Below are 13,941 nucleotides of genomic sequence, written 5' to 3' on the forward strand. Positions count from 1 at the left end.
CGTGCGCACCATCACGTACCAGCAGGCGATCGGCGAGGCGCTGACCCAGCAGATGCGCTTCGACCGCTCGGTGGTCCTCATGGGCGAGGACAGCACCAACGCCTGGGGCCCGACCAAGGGCCTGCACCTCGAATTCCCGGACCGCGTGCTCGACATGCCGATCACCGAGGCCGCCTTCGTCGGCGCCGCGGTCGGCGCCGCCGCGACCGGCCTGCGCCCGGTGGTCGACCTGCTCTTCGTCGACTTCGCCACCGTCTGCTTCGACCAGATCGCCAACCAGGCCGCCAAGCTGCGGTACATGGCCGGCGGCCGGATATCGGTGCCGCTGGTGCTGCGCGCGATGTGGGGCACCGGCCTGCGCCGCGGCGCCCAGCACTCGCAGGCGCTGCACCCGCTCTTCGTCCACCTGCCCGGCCTCAAGGTGGTCGCGCCGTCCACCGCGTACGACGCCAAGGGGCTGATGGCGCAGGCCCTGGTGGACGACGACCCGGTGCTGTTCCTGGAGCACAAGATGCTCTACTTCGTGCCGGGCGGCGTCCCCGAGGAGCCGTACGCGATCCCGTTCGGCTCGGCCAAGGTGGTCCGGCCCGGGACGGACTGCACGGTGGTCGCGATCGGCCGGATGGTCTCGGTCGCGCTCGCCGCCGCCGAGCAACTCGCCGCCGAGGGCGTGCAGATCGAGGTGATCGACCCGCGGACGCTGTCCCCGCTGGACACCTCGACCATCTACGGCAGCGTGGAGCGCACCGGGCGGCTGGTCGTGGTGGACGAGGCCCACCCGCGCTGCAGCCTGGCCACCGACATCGCCGCCCAGGTCGCGCAGGACCGCTTCACGGCGCTGCGCGGTCCGGTCAGGATGGTCACCGGGCCGCACGCGCCGGTGCCGTTCAGCCCCGAGCTGGAGGACGCCTTCGCCCCCGGGCCGGACCAGGTGGTGGCCGCCGTGCGCGCCACCGGGCTGGTCCGGAGCGCGGCCTGAGCGCCGCTTCGACGACCGAACAGTTTCCGTACCGCAGTGCTGCCGGGCCCGGGTGCGGGCCGGCCGACCGAGGAGGAACCGCGTGACGTCCCAACCGTTCGTGAAGCAGCCCGACGAGGGGCGCGCCATCTGGCACGTGGGCGCGCTGCTCAAGTTCAAGGCGACCGGCGCCGAGACCAACGGGCAGTTCTGGCTCGCCGAGCAGCTCTCCCCGGCGGGCTACGCCTCGCCGGTCCACCTGCACACCCGCGAGGACGAGTTCTTCATCGTCCAGGAGGGTGAGATGGTGCTGCGGATCGGCGACGACGAGCACAAGGTCGGCCCGGGGGCGACCGTCTTCGCCCCGCGCGGCATCGCCCACCAGTACCGGGTGGAGACCGAGGGGACCCGCTTCCTGGTGCTGGGCACCCCGGCCGGGTTCGAGGAGTGGTTCTTCCAGACCGGGGAGCCGGCCACCCGCCTGGAGCTGCCGCCGCCGCTCCAGGGGCCGCCGGACTTCGCCCGCCTGCTCGGCGCGCTGGAGCCGCTCGGCGTGCGGCTGGTCGGACCGCCGCCCGGGCCGGGCGGGCCCGCCGGGCCGCCGCGCTGACCGTGCCGCCGCCGCTTCTTCGGCCGGCCCCGCCGCCCTCCGCGGGCGGCGGGGCCGGCGTGCTGGTCCGAACCTGTGAGCGGGCACTCACCTGCACGCTATCCTTCGGGTACCCCTCCGCAGCCGCGGCCCGGTCCGGAGCCGGCCGCCCCCTTCCCTCGGAGCCTTCATGAGTATGCGCGAGCAGATCGTCGACGCCGCCGAGCGGGTGATCAGGGACCTCGGCCTGGCCCGCTGCACCACCAAGGAGATCGCCGAGGTGGCGGGCTGTTCCGAGGGCACCATCTACCGGCACTTCCGCAGCAAGGAGGACGTCTTCCTGGCCGTCCTCGCCGAGCGGCTGCCCGGCCTGCTGCCGGTGCTGCGGGCGCTGCCGGAGGAGGTCACCAGCGAGGGCGAGGTGCGGGCGGCCCTGCAGCAGGTGGCCGAGGAGGCGCTCGCCTTCTACCGCGAGTCGATGCCGATGCTGCTGTCGGTGTTCGCCGAGCCCAAGCTGCTCGACCGCCACCGCGAGTGGATGCGGGCCAACAACGCGGGGCCGCACCGGGCCGCCGAACTGCTGGCCGACTACCTGCGGCGGGCCCAGCGGGCCGATCTGGTCAGCCGGGACGCCGACCCGGTGGCGGCGGCCCAACTCCTGCTCGGCGCCTGCTACCTGGCCGCTTACGGGGGCGTGTTCGCCGCCCCGGCGGGCGACTCGGAGGCGCTGCGCGAGGCCGAGGCCTTCGTCCGGCAGCTCTGGCGGACGCTGGCCCCCGCCGAGCGGCCGGCGGCGCCGGCCAGGAGCCGCACCAAGGCCCGCTGAGGCGGCGCCGCGAGGACCGGCCCGCCGCCCGGTGAGCAGTACCGGGCGGCGGGCCTTCGACTGTGCCCGCGGGCGGGCCGCCGGGCGGCGGCAGGAGGGGCGGACGGCTCGAAGCCGTCCGCCCCACCGGTGTCCCGCCGCGGTTCAGCCGTGGAGCCCCAGGGCCTGGGCCGCCGCCGCGACCTGGCCGAGGTCCCCGGCGCACGGCATCAGCAGCAGCTCGTCGCAGCCCGCCTCGGTGTACGTGCCGACCAGCCCGCGCAGCTTGCCCGGGTTGTCGGCCGCGCCGCGCAGGATGTGGTCGACGAACGGCCCGGCGTCCCGGTAGTAGGACCGCAGGTAGGCCTCGGTGTGCTTGCCGCCCTCCGCACCGAGCGCGAAGTACGCCAGCGCCACCAGCCGCGGGGCCCCCGTCCGGCCCTCGGCCGCCCACTGCTCGCGCAGCGCCTGGGCGGCCTGGGCGAACATCACCGGTCCGGTGCCGCCGCCGATCCAGCCGTCGGCCAGCCGGGCGGCCCGTCGCAGCGCGGCCGGCGAGTGCCCGCCGAGGATCAGCTCCGGCCCGTCCGGCCGGACCGGGGCCGGGCCGACCGCCGGCTCCCGGCCGGACTGCGCGTCGGCCCAGTGCCGGCGCAGCTCGACCACCTGGGTACCGGTCCGGGCGCCCCGGCCGGTCTTCTCGACCCGGCCGACCTCGAAGTCGTCCTGGCGCGATCCGACCGCCAGGCCGAGGGTCAGCCGGCCGCCGGAGAGCCGGTCCACGGTGGCTGCCTGCTTGGCCAGCAGCGCGGTGTTGCTGCGCAGCGGCGAGATGAGGATGCTGGTCGCCAGGCCGATCCGGTCGGTCACCGCGGCGGCCGCGGCCAGCGTGGTGAGCGGCTCCCAACTGGTGTGCACCAGGCGGTCGATGGTGCCGAGCGTGGAGAACCCGGCCTGCTCGGCGAGGCGGGCCCAGGCGACCACGTCGGCGCCGCCCGCGCCGGCCAGCGAGGTCGGCAGTCCGATTCCGACCTTCATCTCACTCACCCTCGATCGGCTGGTCGTGGCGGCGGGAGAGCACGTTCTCCATCGAGGCCAGCCGGAAGAAGGCCTGCGCGCCCTCCCGGCTGGTCATGTCGCGCGGAACGGCGAGGTGCTTCTCCAGCTCCTGCTCGAACGCGCGGACGGCGGGCTGCTGGCTCATGTGCGCGGCCACCAGCGGCAGCGGGCCCTCGATCTCGATGACCCGGACGGCCAGCTCCTTGCCCACGAAGGCCTGGGTGCCGAGGAGCTTGCCGACCACGGTGCCGTCGGGCGTCCTGACGTCGAAGTCCGGGCGGCCGCTCTTGCGGAACAGCTCCTTGACGATGTCCTCGCTGCCCGGCAGCAGCGGGTAGTACAGCGCGTGCCACGTGCTCATGGTGGTCTCCTGACGGTTCGGGGCCGGGCTCGGCCCGTCGGTGGGTGGGAGGGCGCGGGGGCGGGTGCCGTCACTGGCTGGCGGTGACGCCGCCGTCCACGTACAGCACCTGGCCGGAGATGAAGCCGGCCCGCGGCGAGGCGAGGAAGGTGACGGCGTCCGCCACCTCGTGCAGCTCGGCGGTGCGGCCCAGCGGGATCCGGCCGAGCACCATCCGCATGAACTCGGGGTTGCCCGCGCTCTCCTGGACGAAGTCGGTGCGCACGAAGCCGGGGGCGACCGCGTTCACCGCGATCCCGTGCCGGCCCCATTCCGCGGCCAGCTGCTTGACCAGCAGGTCCAGGCCGGCCTTGCTGGCGCCGTAGGCGCTGAAGCCGCGCCGGGCGCCGAACTTGCCGCGCACCGAGGAGAGGTGGACGATCCGGCCGCCGCCGGCCGCGATCATCGCCCGGCCGACCGACTGGGAGAGCCAGAAGGCGCCCAGCAGGTTGGTGTCGACGATGGTGCGCCAGTCCTCCTCGGAGATGGTCTCGGCGCCGACGGTGACCAGCGCGCTGGCGCAGTTCACCAGGACGTCGACACCGCCCCAGTCGGCCGTCACCGCGCCCACCAGCCGCTCGACGTCGGCGCGGTCGGCGACGTCCACGGCGTACGGCGCGACCGTGCCGCCGCGGGCGGCGAGCGGGGCCAGCCGTTCGGCGGTCTCCTCGGCCTTCTTCAGCGAGCGGCCGGCGACGGCGACCCTGGCGCCCTGGGCGGCGAGGTCCTCGGCGACGGCGGCGCCGATGCTGCCGTAGCCGCCGACCAGCAGGACCCGGCTGCCGAGGAACTCCCGTTCGGCCGGGACGCGTTCGGGCGCCGGTCGGGGCGGGGCGGCGGCGCCGGGCGGTCCGCCGGTTCCGGGGGGCGGCCCGCCTGGGCCCTGCGGCGGTCCGGCGAACCCCGGGGGCGGTCCGCCGCCCGGGCGTCCGCCGGGCGGGCCGGGCGGTTGGGTCGGTCCGGCTGCCGTCATGGCAGCACCTCCCTGTCGCGTGTCGGTGAATGCGAGGTCCTGACGGGTCGGTCGGGAAGGATCAGGCCGCAGCGGGCGCGGCGGTCAGGCCGAACAGCCCGGCGGCGTTGCCGTGCCGGATCCGCGCGACGGTGGCGGCGTCCAGGCCGAGGCCGTTCAGCCGGGCCAGCGAGGCGTCCAGCGGCGCGCTCATCGGCGGGGAGTCGGTGCCGAACAGGACGTTGCCGGCCCCGAAGGCGTCGACGGCGGCGGCCACGGCGCGCAGGCTCGGGGTCGCGGTGTCGACGTACACCCGGCGCAGCGCCTCGGCGAGCGGAGGGACGGCGGGGACGCCCGGCCCGGCCGTCCCCGGTCCGCCGGGTCCGCCGGGTCCGGCCGCACCGGGCCCGCGGGCCTCCGGCGGAGGCCCGCCGGGGGGACCCCCGGGGGCGCCGCCCGGCCGCCCGAAGGTGGCCGGCATCCGCCGGGCCAGCTCCAGCCGCTCCAGCAGCAGCGGCAGCCCGCCGCCGCAGACCGGGGCGACGATCCGCAGCTCCGGGTACTTCTCCAGCCACCCGGCGAACAGCACCGCCGCCGTGCCGAGCGTGACGTCGCACGGCCGGGCGATCTGCTCGACCAGCCGCAGGTCGTCCAGCTCCCCGGCCCCGGCCGGTTCGGCCGGCGGGTGCAGCATCACCGGGGTGCGGTACTGCGCGGCCATCGCGAAGAAGGCGTCGGCCCGTGGGGTGTCCAGGAACCGTCCGGCGATGCTGGAGTTGACCATCAGCCCGACGAACTCGTCCTGCTCCAACCGCTTGGCGGCGGCGGCGAGTTCGGCGTCGGAGCCGAGCGGGTTGGTGTAGACGTAGCCGCGCAGTGCGGCGGGCCGGGCGCGGACCTGCTCGCCGAGCCAGTCGTGGAAGCGTTCGAGGGTGTCCAGCGGCTGGCGGTAGTTGTCCAGGCCGGGCGTGCGCACCATGGTGCCCGCGCCGACGGGACTGCCGACCAGGGACGTGGTGATCCCGGCCGCCGCCTTGAGCTCCACCATGCCGTCGACGTCGGCGAGGCTCGGCGGCATGGGGAAGCGGCGGAAGAGTTCGGGCGACGTGATGTGGCCGTGCACATCGATCGTCATCGGCTCGGCACCTCCTGGGACGGCCGCCGGCCGGTCGGCGCGGCGGGGTGGTCGCGGGCCTCGGACACTCTGTGAGTGAGTGCCCGCTCGCACCGTAGGGTGCCGTCGGCGGGTGCGTCAACATGGCCCGGGGAGTGCCTGGTTGGTGCAACGAACGGGCTGGGCGAACGGCCCGGAACGGCCGGGACGCGGTCCGTGGGGGCCCGGGCGACGTCCCAGTCCGGTGGAGACGGATGCCTCCTGACACTGGGACCGCCCGGCGGCAAGGATGAGTCGGCGGGGCGCTCCGGGGGCCGAGATGCCCCGGTCCCCGGGGTCCCGCTCTTCCGACGCGGGCGACCCCGCCCCGGTCCGCCGCACCGGCGGACGTCCCGCGATCCCCGATCGATTCGAGGAATCGATATGAAGGACATGAAGGACAACACGGACACCTGGCTGGTGACGTCGTCCAGCCTTCAGCTCGGCACGCTGTGGATCATGAAGACCTCGATCCTGCCGATGCTGAACTCCCTGCCCTACGACCGGTACGTCAACACCTGCCAGCTCATCGACATGCACGTGTTCCACCCGATCGCGTTCTGGAACGGCCTGGCCACCGCCGCCGTCGGCGCGACCAAGGCCGTCCGGTCGGAGAACAAGGTGGCCAAGGTGCTGTACGCGGCCGGCACCGTCGGCATGGCGACCGTCGCGGTCGCCTCCGAGGGTGTCAACCGTCCGATCTGGCGCCAGATCGAGCGCTGGAGCCCGTACCGCGACAGCGACGCCGCGTGGCGCGGCAAGCGCCGCCGCTGGCACCTGGCGCACGAGACCCGGACCATGGGCGCGATCGGCGCCGCGGCCTGCTTCGTGCTCGCCTCGCTGCTCTGACCTGCGCCGCACCTCCCCTTCGTTCCTCCCCGGACCCGCTTCCGGCCGCGCGCCGGCCGGGCCGTCCGCCGAGCAAAGGACTGTCATGACCTCGTCCACCGAGAGTGCGGTGGAGGCCAACAAGGCCCTCATCCGCGACCTGACCGAGCGGGCCTTCAACGACGGCGACCTCTCCGCCATCGGCGACCGCTTCGCCGAGGACTACGTGGTGCACGCCCCCGGCCTGCCCCCGATGCCGCCCGGCCCGGACTCCTTCCGCCAGGCCGTGCTGCTGTGGCGCAACGCCTTCCCGGACGTCCACGTGACCGTCGAGGACGTGGCGGGCGACGGCGACCGCGTCTACGCCCGGTTCACCACCCGCGGCACCCACCAGGGGCGGCTGTTCGACATCCCGCCCACCGGCAAGCCGGTGACCGTGCACGAGATGTCGTGCCACCGGGTCGTCGACGGCCGGGTCGTCGAGTCCTGGATCGGCGACAACGTGCCCCGGATCCTGCTCGACATCGGCGCCATCCAGCCGGTCGGCCGCCCGCAGCACTGAACGGCTCGCAGCACTGAACGGCTCGCAGCACTGAGCCGCCCGCAGCGCTGAGCCGGCGCCACCGCGCCCGCGGCACCGCGTCCGCGGCGGTGCGCGCGGAGCACGGAGCCGCACGGAGCAGCACACCCACCCGAACCAGCCCGAGGGGAGTCCGCATGCACCGCACCCTGATCATCGCCCGGATGGTGCCCGGCGCGGAGGTCGACGTCGCCCGCGTCTTCGGCGAGTCGGACGAGACCGAACTGCCCCGGCTCGCCGGCGTCACCCACCGCTCGCTGTACCTGCTCGGCGACGCCTACGTCCACCTGCTGGAGACCGACGACCCCGGCCCGGAGGCGGTCGAGGCCGCCCGCCGGCACCCGGAGTTCGGCCGGGTCAGCGAACGGCTCACCCCGTTCATCTCCCCCTACCTGCCCACCTGGCGCTCGCCGCAGGACGCGGTCGCCCGGTGCTTCTACACCTGGGAGCCCGGCACCGGCGGTCGCTGAGCCCGCCCTCCGCCGGCGGTGCCGCGCCGGCCGACCCGGGGTCCGTTCACCCCGGCCGGCCGGGCGGCCCAGGAGCAGTCCCTACACCGGAGAAAAGAGGCAGCACCATGACCGACCACCAGGCCGGCGGGACGACCACCGTCGTCACCGCGGAGGAGATCGAGAGCGTCCTCATCACCAGCGCCGGCGCGGCGCCGGACGTCTTCGAGGGCTCCCGGCACGTCCCCCTGGAGGAGCTCGGCCTCGACTCGCTGGCCGTGCTGGAGCTGGAGGCGGTGATCGCCGACCGCTACGGCCTGAAGGTCCCGGACGGCGCCGTCGCGCTCAGCGTGGACCAGATCGTCGCCGGGCTTCAGACCGCCGGGGCGGTGGGCTGAGCGATGGCCGGGCACACCGAGAACAGCATCGTCATCCAGGCCCCGCTCAAGCTCGTCTGGGACGTCACCAACGACGTCGCCGGCTGGCCGGAGCTGTTCACCGAGTACGCCTCCGCCGAGATCGTCGAGCGGCGCGGCGAGACCGTCCGGTTCCGGCTCACCATGCACCCGGACGAGGAGGGCCGGATCTGGAGCTGGGTCAGCGAGCGCACCGTCAACGCCGCCGACCGCACCGTCCACGCCCACCGGGTGGAGACCGGCCCGTTCGCCTACATGCAGATCCACTGGCGCTACGAGGAGCTGCCCGGTGGCGGCACCCGGATGACCTGGATCCAGGACTTCGCGATGAAGCCCACCGCCCCGGTCGACGACCGGGGCATGACCGACCGGCTGAACACCAACTCGCCCGTTCAGCTGGAGGTCATCAAGGCCAAGGTCGAGGCCCTCGCCGCCGGTTCCAGCAGCGCCGGTTCCAGTACCGCCGACCCCAGCACCGCCGAGAAGGAGTGAGCGCCGTGGCCGCCAGGAACATCCGCATCATCGCCGTCGACGACGTCCCCGCCAACCGCAAGCGCGGCGGCGAGACCCGCGCGGTGCTCTCGCCCGGCACCGTCGGCTCGACCTCCGGCTTCATGGGGATCGCCCGGCTCCAGCCGGGCGAGCGGATCAGCGAGCACTACCACCCGTTCAGCGAGGAGTTCCTGCTCCTCGTCCGCGGCGAGCTGACCCTCGACCTCGACGACAAGCCCTTCGAGCTGTTCGCCGGCCAGGGCCTGGTCATCCCCAAGGACGTCCGGCACCGGCTGCGCAACACCGGCTCCGAGGAGGCCTTCGCGGTCTTCCACCTCGGCCCGCTGGCGCCGTCCCCCGAGCTCGGCCACGTCGACACCGAGGACGGCCCGGGGACGACGGCGGACGCCCACATCGTGCTGGGGGAGCGATGACCGCGTTCCCCGCCGCGGGCGGCCGCCGGGTGGTGGTCACCGGGATCGGCGTGGTGGCGCCCGGCGGCACCACCCGGGAGACCTTCTGGGACCTCATCACCTCGGGCCGCACCGCGACCCGCCGGATCTCCGCCTTCGACCCCTCGGCGTTCCGCTCGCAGATCGCCGCCGAGGCCGACTTCGACGGCGCCGCCGCCGGGCTCACCCCGCTGGAGCTGCGCCGCGCCGACCGCTACGTGCAGTTCGCGCTCGCCGCCTCCCAGGAGGCGGTGCTGGACGCCGGTCTTGAGCTCGACGAGCGCACCCGGGACCACACCGGCGTGGTGCTCGGCTCGGCGGTCGGCGGCACCATCGTCCTGGAGGACGAGTTCGTCGTCGCCAGCGACTCCGGCCGCAACTGGCTGGTCGACCCGGACGTCACCAGCCCGTTCCTCTACCAGGGCCTGATCCCCAGCAGCCTGGCCGCCGACGTGGCGGTCCGGCACGGGGCGCACGGCCCGGCGGTGGTCGTCTCCACCGGCTGCACCTCCGGCATCGACGCCATCGGCCACGCCTACCAGCTGCTGGTGGACGGCGAGGCCGAGGTGATGATCACCGGGGCCTCGGACTCGCCGATCTCCCCGGTCACCGTCGCCTCCTTCGACGCCATCAAGGCCACCACCCCGGACAACGACGACCCGGAGCACGCCTCCCGGCCGTTCGACCGGGACCGGCACGGCTTCGTGCTCGGCGAGGGCTGCGCGGTGCTCGTCCTGGAGGAGCTGGAGCACGCCCGCCGGCGCGGCGCCCGGATCTACTGCGAGGTGGTCGGCTACGCCAACCGCGGCAACGCCTTCCACATGACCGGTCTGCGCCCGGACGGCCTGGAGATGTCCGAGGCGATCACCGAGACCCTGCGGCAGTCCCGGCTCAACCCCGAGGACCTCGGCTACATCAGCGCCCACGGCTCCGGCACCCGGCAGAACGACCGGCACGAGACCGGCGCCTTCAAACGCTCGCTCGGCCACGCCGCCTACGGGGTGCCGATCAGCTCGATCAAGTCGATGGTCGGCCACTCGCTGGGCGCGATCGGCGCGATCGAGATGGCCGCCTGCGCGCTGGCCGTCGAGCGCGGGATCGTCCCGCCGACCGCCAACTGGCAGAACCGCGACCCGGAGTGCGACCTCGACTACACCCCCAACACCGCCCGCGAGGTGACGGTGGGGGCGGCGCTCTCGGTGGGCAGCGGCTTCGGCGGCTTCCAGTCCGCGATGCTCTTCGCCAAGCTGGGGAGGGGCCGATGAGCACACGGCGCGCCGTCATCACCGGCATCGGCGTGGTCGCGCCGAGCGGCATCGGCAGCGAGGCGCACTGGAAGACGGTCTGCGGCGGTGAGAGCCGGATCGGCCCGATCACGCTCTTCGACGCCGGCCCGTACGAGACCACGCTGGCCGGGGAGGTCCCCGACTTCGACGTCAACCGGTACGTCGAGCGCCGGCTCCAGGTGCAGACCGACCGGTGGACCCACCTCGCCTACGCGGCGGCCGAACTGGCCCTCGGCGAGGCCGAGCTGGACCCCTCCACGGTCGAGCCGTACAAGCTCTCGGTGGCCCTGGCCAGCTCCTCCGGCGGCAACCAGTTCGGCCAGCGCGAGCTCCAGCGGCTCTGGCAGCCGGACACCTCGCGGACCGTCGGCGCCTACCAGTCCATCGCCTGGTTCTACGCCGCGACCGTCGGACAGCTGGCCATCCGGCACCAGGCCAAGGGCCCGTCCAGCGTCCTCGTCTCGGAGGGCGCCGGCGGCCTGGACTCCCTGGCGCACGCCGCCCGGCTGGTCCGCCGGGGCGCCGACGTGGTGCTCGCCGGCGGCACGGAGGCGCCGCTCGGCCCGTACGCGCTCGCCTGCCAGCAGCGCAGCGGTCGGCTGTACACCGGCACCGACCCGGCGGCCGCCTACCTGCCGTTCGACGAGCGGGCCGGCGGCTACGTGCCCGGTGAGGGCGGCGCGGTGTTCGTCGTCGAGGACCTGGAGCACGCGCTCGCCCGCGGCGCCCGGATCCGCGCCGAGATCGCCGGCTGGGCCGCCACCCAGGACGCCGTCGCCGCCGGCCGGACCGCCACCGGCTCGGTGCGCCAGTACGCCCGGGCGCTCGGCGCCGCGGTCGAACGGGCCGGCCTCACCCCCGGGGACGTCGACGTCGCCTTCCCCGACGCGGTGGGCGTGCCCGGCTACGACCGCACCGAGGCCGAGGCGCTGCGCGCGGTGTTCGGCCCGGCCGGTCCGGCCGCCGTCACCACCCAGAAGCCGCTCACCGGCCGGCTCTACCAGGGCGGCAGCGCCCTGGACGCGGCCACCGCCGTGCTCGCCATGGACTACGGCCTGATTCCGCCCTCGGCGGGCCCGGCCCGTCCGGCGGACGGCTGCGCCCTGCCCTTCGTCCGCGAGGAGCAGGCCGCCGAGGTGCGCACCGCGCTGATCGGCGCCCGCGGCTTCGACGGCTTCAACAGCGCCGTCCTGCTGCGCGCCCGTGCCTGACCCCGACCACCCACCGACCCGGAAGGAGACCGCCATGCCGGTCGACGAGGGCGCGGCGCAGGGCCGCGTGCTCTTCCTCATCACCGTCAAGGAGGAGCGCCGGGAGGACTTCCTCACGGCGTACGAGCAGATCCGCCACCTGGTCGCCGGGGGCGTCCCCGGGCACCTGCGCGACCAGGTCTGCCAGTCCTCCACCGACCCGGAGCAGTGGCTGATCACCAGCGAGTGGCGCTCGCTGGAGGACTTCGTCGCCTGGGAGCGGACCGAGGAGCACCGGGACCTGGTGCGCCCGATGCGCGAGTGCTTCAGCGACGCCAGGTCCATCCGCTTCCACATCAAGGCCGAGACCTCGCGGGACACCCCGCGGGCGGGCCTTTCCACTCCTACCACCGCGGGGTGAGGTCATGACACGGACAGTGATCATCGGCGGCAGCGTCGCCGGCCTGGTGGCCGCGCTGGCGTTCGCCGACCTGGGGCACGACGTCACGGTGCTGGAACGGGACGCCGACGAGGCGCCGGACACCGTCGACGACGCGCACGGCGACTGGCGGCGGCCGACCGTGCCGCAGCTGCACCACTCGCACGCGTTCGGCTCGCTCGGCACCAACCTGCTGCGCGACCGGCTGCCGTCCGTCCACCGGGCGCTGGTCGCGGCCGGCGCCCGGGAGATCGAGCTGGGCAGGGCCATGCCGCCGACCCTGGCCGACAGGACGCCGCACCCGCAGGACGCCGAGCTGCGCATGCTCGGCTGCCGGCGGACCACCTTCGAGCTGATCCTCCGTCGGGAGGCGCTGCGCAAGCCGGGCATCTCCTTCCGCCGGGGCGAGACGGTGCGCGGCCTGACCGTGGCCGACCGCGGCCCGGCTCGGGTGACCGGCGTGGTCACCAAGGACGGCCGCACCGTCGGGGCCGACCTGGTGATCGACGCCTCCGGCCGCCGCTCGCAGGGCCACGAGTGGCTGCGCGAGCACGGCCTGGCCGAGCCCGAACTGGTCGCGCACAGTGCCGACATCACCTACTACACCCGCTACTACCGGGCGCTCGGCCCGCGCCCGGTGGGCCCGCTCAACCGCGGCTTCGGCGCCGGCGGGCTGTGGGACCACTACACCGGCGTGATGTTCCTCGGCGACAACAACACCTTCGCCATCTCCTTCGGCATCCTGCCGGACGACGCCGAGCTGAAGCGGATGCGCGCCGAGGACGTCTTCACCGCGGTGGTCCGGGCCACCCCGCTGCTCGCCCCCTGGGTGGCACCGGAGGCCTCCGTGCCGATCTCGCCGGTGCACGCGATGGGCGGCCTGGACAACTCGCTGAAGCTGTACGGCCAGGACGTGCAGCCGGTGCCCGGCTTCCTGCCGGTCGCCGACGCGGTCTGCACCACCAACCCCGCGTTCGGCCGCGGCGTCTCGCTGGCCCTCGCGCACGTGCTCGGACTGGCCGACCTGGTGCGCGAGCACCCGGAGCCGGACGCCGAGCAGGCCGCGCTGGCGGCCGGCCTGGCCGGGCGGACCTTCCGCCCGTGGTTCGAGGACGCCGTCCGCAACGACGCGGGCCGCGCCCGGCTCTGGCGGGCCACGGTGGCCGGCCAGCAGCTGCCGCCACTGCCGCCGGACGTGCTCACCTTCGGCACGGTCGCCGAGGCGGCCGCCACCGACGAGGTGGTCTGGCGCCGGCTGGTCCGCACCATGATGTCGCTCGACAACCCGGCCGGCCTGTACGAGGACGAGGAGATCCGGCTGCGGGTCAAGCAGGCGGTCGCGGGCTCGCCGCCGCCGTTCCCCGCCCCGGACCGGGCCACCCTGGTCGACATCGTCCGCCGCGCCGCCGTCTGACGATCCATCAGAACACCTTCACCGCACCGCCCGCCCCGCATCAGCCACAGGAGGAGAGTCATGAAGGTCGTCGACCACCCGAACGCCAAGCTCATGGAAGCGGTCTACGCCGCGTTCACCGTGGGCGACGTGCAGAAGGCGGCCAGCTACTGGACCAAGGACTGCGTGCACTACTACCCGGGCACCAGCGAGCTGTCCGGCGCGCACGAGGGCATCGAGTCCGCCCTGGCCTTCGCCGGCCGGATGTTCGAGATCTGCCAGGGCCGCATCCAGATGGAGATCCACGAGATCGGCGCCAGCGACTCGTTCGCCTTCGCCACCGTGTTCACCCGCTACGAGCGTGAGGGCAGGAGCCTGGAGATGCCCTTCGTCAACGTGGCGCGCATCCAGGACGGCCTGATCGCCGAGTTCTGGACCTACCCCGAGGACCAGTACGCCGTCGACCGGTTCTGGGCCTGACCGCCCCCCGACGATTGAGA

General features: G+C 74.4%; 18 protein-coding genes. 14 read left to right on the forward strand and 4 right to left on the reverse strand.

From position 1 onward, the window contains the following. The first annotated feature begins 1 nt into the window (after nucleotide 1). From ACFVFS_RS13765 to ACFVFS_RS13775, 3 genes are all read left to right on the forward strand, one after another. On the forward strand, nucleotides 2–979 hold the full coding sequence (locus ACFVFS_RS13765) for an alpha-ketoacid dehydrogenase subunit beta (RefSeq protein WP_380623568.1): 978 nt from the start codon (nucleotides 2–4) through the stop codon (nucleotides 977–979). An 82-nt stretch (nucleotides 980–1,061) separates the two neighbouring features. Further along, on the forward strand, nucleotides 1,062–1,568 hold the full coding sequence (locus tag ACFVFS_RS13770; protein ID WP_380623570.1) for a quercetin 2,3-dioxygenase: 507 nt from the start codon (nucleotides 1,062–1,064) through the stop codon (nucleotides 1,566–1,568). A 169-nt stretch (nucleotides 1,569–1,737) separates the two neighbouring features. Further along, entirely contained in the window at nucleotides 1,738–2,373 is a 636-nt protein-coding gene (locus ACFVFS_RS13775; protein WP_380623572.1) for a TetR/AcrR family transcriptional regulator, read from the forward strand. Between the two features lie 144 nt (nucleotides 2,374–2,517). Here the strand turns inward: ACFVFS_RS13775 and ACFVFS_RS13780 are convergent, their stop codons facing one another. The 4 genes from ACFVFS_RS13780 to ACFVFS_RS13795 all read right to left on the reverse strand — a co-directional run bounded on the left by ACFVFS_RS13780 (nucleotide 2,518) and on the right by ACFVFS_RS13795 (nucleotide 5,898). Next, the gene (locus tag ACFVFS_RS13780; protein ID WP_380623574.1) at nucleotides 2,518–3,390 is read right to left on the reverse strand and encodes an LLM class flavin-dependent oxidoreductase; all 873 of its coding nucleotides are present in this window, start codon (nucleotides 3,388–3,390) and stop codon (nucleotides 2,518–2,520) included. A 1-nt stretch (nucleotide 3,391) separates the two neighbouring features. After that, nucleotides 3,392–3,772 (reverse strand): SchA/CurD-like domain-containing protein, encoded by a 381-nt coding sequence (locus ACFVFS_RS13785; protein WP_380623576.1) that lies wholly within the window; start codon nucleotides 3,770–3,772, stop codon nucleotides 3,392–3,394. A gap of 70 nt (nucleotides 3,773–3,842) precedes the next feature. Further along, nucleotides 3,843–4,784: an SDR family NAD(P)-dependent oxidoreductase gene (locus tag ACFVFS_RS13790; protein WP_380623578.1), complete on the reverse strand. Its 942-nt coding sequence runs from the start codon at nucleotides 4,782–4,784 to the stop codon at nucleotides 3,843–3,845. A 61-nt stretch (nucleotides 4,785–4,845) separates the two neighbouring features. Further along, nucleotides 4,846–5,898: an amidohydrolase family protein gene (locus ACFVFS_RS13795; protein ID WP_380623580.1), complete on the reverse strand. Its 1,053-nt coding sequence runs from the start codon at nucleotides 5,896–5,898 to the stop codon at nucleotides 4,846–4,848. A gap of 402 nt (nucleotides 5,899–6,300) precedes the next feature. Between ACFVFS_RS13795 and ACFVFS_RS13800 the strand changes: the two genes are divergently transcribed. The 11 genes from ACFVFS_RS13800 to ACFVFS_RS13850 all read left to right on the forward strand — a co-directional run bounded on the left by ACFVFS_RS13800 (nucleotide 6,301) and on the right by ACFVFS_RS13850 (nucleotide 13,921). Next, a complete protein-coding gene (locus ACFVFS_RS13800; protein ID WP_380623582.1) occupies nucleotides 6,301–6,765 on the forward strand; it encodes a hypothetical protein in 465 nt (154 codons plus the stop codon). An 85-nt stretch (nucleotides 6,766–6,850) separates the two neighbouring features. Further along, a complete protein-coding gene (locus ACFVFS_RS13805; protein ID WP_350564805.1) occupies nucleotides 6,851–7,306 on the forward strand; it encodes an ester cyclase in 456 nt (151 codons plus the stop codon). Nucleotides 7,307–7,461: 155 nt separating this feature from the next. Further along, nucleotides 7,462–7,794 carry a TcmI family type II polyketide cyclase gene (locus tag ACFVFS_RS13810; protein WP_380623584.1) on the forward strand — a complete coding sequence of 111 codons (333 nt, stop codon included), beginning with the start codon at nucleotides 7,462–7,464 and terminating at the stop codon, nucleotides 7,792–7,794. A gap of 107 nt (nucleotides 7,795–7,901) precedes the next feature. Then, nucleotides 7,902–8,171, forward strand: coding sequence for an acyl carrier protein (locus tag ACFVFS_RS13815; protein ID WP_380623586.1), 270 nt, complete (start codon nucleotides 7,902–7,904; stop codon nucleotides 8,169–8,171). Between the two features lie 3 nt (nucleotides 8,172–8,174). Beyond that, nucleotides 8,175–8,681 carry an SRPBCC family protein gene (locus tag ACFVFS_RS13820; protein WP_380623588.1) on the forward strand — a complete coding sequence of 169 codons (507 nt, stop codon included), beginning with the start codon at nucleotides 8,175–8,177 and terminating at the stop codon, nucleotides 8,679–8,681. A gap of 5 nt (nucleotides 8,682–8,686) precedes the next feature. After that, nucleotides 8,687–9,115: a cupin domain-containing protein gene (locus ACFVFS_RS13825; RefSeq protein ID WP_380623590.1), complete on the forward strand. Its 429-nt coding sequence runs from the start codon at nucleotides 8,687–8,689 to the stop codon at nucleotides 9,113–9,115. After that, the gene (locus ACFVFS_RS13830) at nucleotides 9,112–10,398 is read left to right on the forward strand and encodes a beta-ketoacyl-[acyl-carrier-protein] synthase family protein (RefSeq protein ID WP_380623592.1); all 1,287 of its coding nucleotides are present in this window, start codon (nucleotides 9,112–9,114) and stop codon (nucleotides 10,396–10,398) included. Before ACFVFS_RS13825 ends, ACFVFS_RS13830 begins: the two co-directional genes overlap by 4 nt. Continuing rightward, nucleotides 10,395–11,630 (forward strand): beta-ketoacyl synthase N-terminal-like domain-containing protein, encoded by a 1,236-nt coding sequence (locus tag ACFVFS_RS13835; RefSeq protein WP_380623594.1) that lies wholly within the window; start codon nucleotides 10,395–10,397, stop codon nucleotides 11,628–11,630. The genes ACFVFS_RS13830 and ACFVFS_RS13835 overlap by 4 nt, the downstream gene beginning before the upstream one ends. Nucleotides 11,631–11,664: 34 nt before the next feature. After that, nucleotides 11,665–12,030 carry an antibiotic biosynthesis monooxygenase family protein gene (locus ACFVFS_RS13840; protein WP_380623596.1) on the forward strand — a complete coding sequence of 122 codons (366 nt, stop codon included), beginning with the start codon at nucleotides 11,665–11,667 and terminating at the stop codon, nucleotides 12,028–12,030. 4 nt (nucleotides 12,031–12,034) lie between these two features. Beyond that, on the forward strand, nucleotides 12,035–13,462 hold the full coding sequence (locus ACFVFS_RS13845) for an FAD-dependent oxidoreductase (RefSeq protein WP_380623598.1): 1,428 nt from the start codon (nucleotides 12,035–12,037) through the stop codon (nucleotides 13,460–13,462). Nucleotides 13,463–13,522: 60 nt separating this feature from the next. Further along, nucleotides 13,523–13,921: a nuclear transport factor 2 family protein gene (locus ACFVFS_RS13850; RefSeq protein WP_355364953.1), complete on the forward strand. Its 399-nt coding sequence runs from the start codon at nucleotides 13,523–13,525 to the stop codon at nucleotides 13,919–13,921. Nucleotides 13,922–13,941: the final 20 nt, after the last annotated feature.

Source organism: Kitasatospora sp. NPDC057692, from assembly GCF_042799475.1.
GTDB lineage: Bacteria > Actinomycetota > Actinomycetes > Streptomycetales > Streptomycetaceae > Kitasatospora.

Bases quoted from the DNA above. Each gene is read 5' to 3' on its own strand.
- ACFVFS_RS13800 (WP_380623582.1), top strand. From the start codon at position 6,301: ATGAAGGACATGAAGGACAACACGGACACCTGGCTGGTGACGTCGTCC.
- ACFVFS_RS13810 (WP_380623584.1), top strand. From the start codon at position 7,462: ATGCACCGCACCCTGATCATCGCCCGGATGGTGCCCGGCGCGGAGGTC.
- ACFVFS_RS13815 (WP_380623586.1), top strand. From the start codon at position 7,902: ATGACCGACCACCAGGCCGGCGGGACGACCACCGTCGTCACCGCGGAG.
- ACFVFS_RS13785 (WP_380623576.1), bottom strand. From the start codon at position 3,772: ATGAGCACGTGGCACGCGCTGTACTACCCGCTGCTGCCGGGCAGCGAG.
- ACFVFS_RS13845 (WP_380623598.1), top strand. From the start codon at position 12,035: ATGACACGGACAGTGATCATCGGCGGCAGCGTCGCCGGCCTGGTGGCC.
- ACFVFS_RS13780 (WP_380623574.1), bottom strand. From the start codon at position 3,390: ATGAAGGTCGGAATCGGACTGCCGACCTCGCTGGCCGGCGCGGGCGGC.
- ACFVFS_RS13775 (WP_380623572.1), top strand. From the start codon at position 1,738: ATGAGTATGCGCGAGCAGATCGTCGACGCCGCCGAGCGGGTGATCAGG.
- ACFVFS_RS13790 (WP_380623578.1), bottom strand. From the start codon at position 4,784: ATGACGGCAGCCGGACCGACCCAACCGCCCGGCCCGCCCGGCGGACGC.
- ACFVFS_RS13795 (WP_380623580.1), bottom strand. From the start codon at position 5,898: ATGACGATCGATGTGCACGGCCACATCACGTCGCCCGAACTCTTCCGC.
- ACFVFS_RS13820 (WP_380623588.1), top strand. From the start codon at position 8,175: ATGGCCGGGCACACCGAGAACAGCATCGTCATCCAGGCCCCGCTCAAG.
- ACFVFS_RS13805 (WP_350564805.1), top strand. From the start codon at position 6,851: ATGACCTCGTCCACCGAGAGTGCGGTGGAGGCCAACAAGGCCCTCATC.
- ACFVFS_RS13840 (WP_380623596.1), top strand. From the start codon at position 11,665: ATGCCGGTCGACGAGGGCGCGGCGCAGGGCCGCGTGCTCTTCCTCATC.
- ACFVFS_RS13835 (WP_380623594.1), top strand. From the start codon at position 10,395: ATGAGCACACGGCGCGCCGTCATCACCGGCATCGGCGTGGTCGCGCCG.
- ACFVFS_RS13830 (WP_380623592.1), top strand. From the start codon at position 9,112: ATGACCGCGTTCCCCGCCGCGGGCGGCCGCCGGGTGGTGGTCACCGGG.
- ACFVFS_RS13850 (WP_355364953.1), top strand. From the start codon at position 13,523: ATGAAGGTCGTCGACCACCCGAACGCCAAGCTCATGGAAGCGGTCTAC.